This is a genomic window from Raoultella sp. (assembly GCF_039594335.1).
GTDB lineage: Bacteria > Pseudomonadota > Gammaproteobacteria > Enterobacterales > Enterobacteriaceae > Klebsiella.
In genome coordinates this window covers 1-3,460 of the sequence record NZ_JBCNNS010000247.1, presented here as the reverse complement: position 1 = coordinate 3,460, position 3,460 = coordinate 1, and the positions used below count along the sequence as shown (strand labels likewise).

Below are 3,460 nucleotides of genomic sequence, written 5' to 3'. Positions count from 1 at the left end.
CTGCATGGTACAGAAGACCCTTCAATAAACAGAGAAGAAACGCACTGTGATGTTGTCAAAATTTAAGCGTAATAAACATCAACAACACCTTGCCCAACTCCCTAAGCTTTCTCAGTCAGTTGATGATATCGAGTTCTTTTACGCTCCTGCGGATTTTCGGCAAGCGTTACTGGCAAAGATAGCCCACGCCACCCAGCGTATTTGTATTGTTGCGCTCTATCTGGAGCAGGATGATGGCGGCAAAGGAATTCTGCAGGCACTTTACGATGCCAGGCGCCAACGGCCGGAGTTAGATGTTCGCGTTCTGGTTGACTGGCATCGCGCCCAGCGTGGACGTATTGGCGCAGCGGCAGCAAACACCAATGCCGACTGGTACTGTCGCATGGCGCAGGAAAACCCCGGCGTCGATATCCCAGTTTATGGTGTGCCAGTCAATACCCGGGAAGCCCTTGGCGTGTTGCACTTCAAAGGTTTTATTATCGATGATTGCGTCCTGTACAGCGGTGCAAGCCTGAACGATGTCTATCTGCATCAGCATGATAAGTATCGTTACGACCGCTATCAGTGTATTCGCAATAGCAAAATGGCCGATGTGATGTTCAATTGGGTCGAGCACAATCTGGTTGAAGGCCGCGGTGTAAATCGCCTCGACAGAGCCGATCGCCCGAAAAGCCCGGAAATCAAAAATGATATCCGCCAGTACCGCCAGGAACTGCGTGACAGCGGCTATCATTTTTCTGGCAATGCGGATGACGATCGGCTGTCGGTCACACCGCTGGTCGGTCTGGGCAAATCGAGCCTGCTGAATAAAACCATCTTCCATCTTATGCCTTGTGCTGAGCGTAAACTGACGATTTGTACGCCCTATTTCAACCTTCCGGCTCTTCTGGTGCGTAACATCATCCAGCTACTGCGTAGCGGGAAGCAGGTTGAGATTATCGTGGGCGATAAAACAGCGAACGACTTCTACATTCCTGAAGATCAGCCATTTAAGATTATCGGCGCACTCCCCTATCTGTATGAAATCAACCTCCGCCGCTTCCTCAGTCGACTGCAGTATTATGTTAATACCGACCAACTGATTGTCCGTCTGTGGAAAGATGACGATAATAGCTATCACCTTAAGGGAATGTGGGTTGATGATGAGTGGATGCTGCTCACCGGTAATAACCTCAATCCACGCGCCTGGCGTCTGGATCTGGAAAATGCGATTCTGATTCACGATCCGCAGCATCAGCTCGGCGCTATGCGTGAAAAAGAGCTGCATCTCATTCGCCAGCACACGACGGTCGTTAAACATTATCGCGATCTGCAAAGCATTGCGGATTATCCAGTCAAGGTACGCAAACTGATTCGCCGCCTGAGGCGTATCCGTATCGACCGCTTGATCAGCCGTATTCTCTGAATATCTGCCCTGTATCGTCGGGGCTTTTTTCTGGAATGTGTATGCGTACTTTTATCATTGTTGCCCCGTTGCTGCTTACCGGCTGTAGCCATATGGCCCACGATTCATGGAGCGGCCAGGATAAAGCCCAGCATTTTCTGGCCTCGGCGATGCTCTCGGCGGCTGGTAACGAATATGCCCAGCGTCAGGGCTACAGTCGTGACAGAAGTGCGGCCATTGGCCTGATATTTTCCGTCAGTCTGGGAGCATCGAAAGAACTCTGGGACAGCCGCCCGGCAGGAAGCGGCTGGAGCTGGAAAGATTTCGCGTGGGATGTGGCCGGTGCCACAACGGGGTATGCCGTGTGGCAGTTGGCTCGCCAGTAGACCTAAAGTCGTAAACTCTTGCCCTTACGGTGCAGCATCAGAGAAACCAGAAACGCAATCGCGCTCATCACGGTAACATACCAGTAAAAGACATGTTCTACTCCAACCGATTTTAGCGACAGCGCAACGTATTCAGCCGAGCCGCCAAACAGAGCATTTGCCACGGCATACGACAGGCCTACGCCCAGGGCGCGTACCTGAGCCGGGAACATCTCCGCCTTCAGAATACCGCTGATCGAGGTATAGAAACTCACGATCATCAATGCGCAGATAACCAAGCCAAATGCAGCATAGGGTGAGGTTACGCCTTGTAGCGCACTCAATATCGGCACGGTAAAGAGCGTCGCTAAGGAGCCAAAACAGAGCATTGATGTCCGACGACCTATTTTATCTGATAGCGCGCCAAATAACGGTTGAGCCAGCATATAGACAAACAGTGCCGCAGTCATAATCACACTCGCCGTACCGGCGCTCATACCCGCCGTATTAACCAGATATTTCTGCATATAGGTCGTGAAGGTGTAAAAGCTTAACGAGCCGGCGGCAGTGAAACCCAGAACCATCAGAAATGCTTTGCGATTGCGCCATAATCCTTTGAAGGAGCCGGCCTCTTTTAATGCCCGCGTCTCTTGCTTAGATGTTTCATCCAGCTGGCGGCGCAGCCACAGGGCCACAACGGCAAGTATCGCCCCAAGCGCAAACGGTATCCTCCATCCCCAGGCGTACAGCTGCTCGTCGCTAAGAATTTGCTGTAATGCCACCACGACAAGCACGGCCAGAAGCTGGCCGCCGATGAGCGTCACGTACTGAAATGATGCGTAGAAGCCTTTCTTGCCTTCTACGGCGACCTCACTCATGTAGGTTGCGCTGGTCCCGTACTCCCCCCCGACGGATATCCCCTGAAACAGGCGCGCCAGAAGTAATAGTGCCGGCGCCCATGTTCCCATGGTCTCATAGCCAGGTAGACAGGCAATGACCAGCGACCCCATGCACATCATACATACGGAAATGAGCATAGAGGTTTTACGTCCACGACGGTCAGCAATACGACCAAACAGCCATCCGCCAATCGGGCGCATCAGGAAACCCGCGGCAAAAACCCCGGCGGTTTGTAATAGCTGAGTGGTCGTATTTCCGGAAGGAAAAAAGATATGTGCAAAATAGAGAGAGCAGAATGAATAGACATAAAAATCAAACCATTCAACCAGATTCCCTGAAGATGCGCCTATGATCGCCCATATGCGGCGGCGGGTATCGCTTTGCTCCAGCGCTCCCCGTTCATTAATACTGCTTTCTGCCATTGTCATCCTGCTCCAGCAAAGACTGTAATCTGTCTTGTCGGGCGTGCCACGTCACTGAGACAAATCAATTAGTAAATTAAATGTTATATAATTGTTACTTAATTATATGTGATTAAATTCACATTTTTTTTCGTCATGGTGGTTTTCGGGATTAACGCTAAAGCACCAACGGGGATAAAGTGAAATATGGTGAAGAGGTAGCTACGGCAGTTTTTTATGTTGTCTGAACAAACAGATAGATTGCTGCTTAACACCTACCGCTACCTGACGGCTTTTTACTGATTTAATGCCAGGCGGTTTGCCGGACTTCCTGCCCGTCACCCTCGTACTGTGCAACCTCGTTCCCGACGATGTGCCCTGCTCCCGCAGCCACACTCCCCGGCGGACCG

3 protein-coding genes are annotated in these 3,460 nt (G+C 51.3%); 2 read left to right on the top strand and 1 reads right to left on the bottom strand.

The window, feature by feature from the left end; translation table 11 throughout:
* Positions 1–49 precede the first annotated feature (49 nt).
* Both pssA and ACZAHD_RS22400 read left to right on the top strand, forming a co-directional pair.
* Positions 50–1,405, top strand: a complete 1,356-nt coding sequence (pssA, locus tag ACZAHD_RS22405; protein WP_462458693.1) for a CDP-diacylglycerol--serine O-phosphatidyltransferase — start codon at positions 50–52, stop codon at positions 1,403–1,405.
* A 41-nt stretch (positions 1,406–1,446) separates the two neighbouring features.
* A complete protein-coding gene (locus tag ACZAHD_RS22400) occupies positions 1,447–1,770 on the top strand; it encodes a YfiM family lipoprotein (protein ID WP_462458692.1) in 324 nt (107 codons plus the stop codon).
* Between the two features lie 2 nt (positions 1,771–1,772).
* On the opposite strand, the gene ACZAHD_RS22395 is transcribed toward ACZAHD_RS22400, so the two are convergent.
* Entirely contained in the window at positions 1,773–3,071 is a 1,299-nt protein-coding gene (locus tag ACZAHD_RS22395) for an MFS family transporter (RefSeq protein WP_462458691.1), read from the bottom strand.
* Positions 3,072–3,460: the final 389 nt, after the last annotated feature.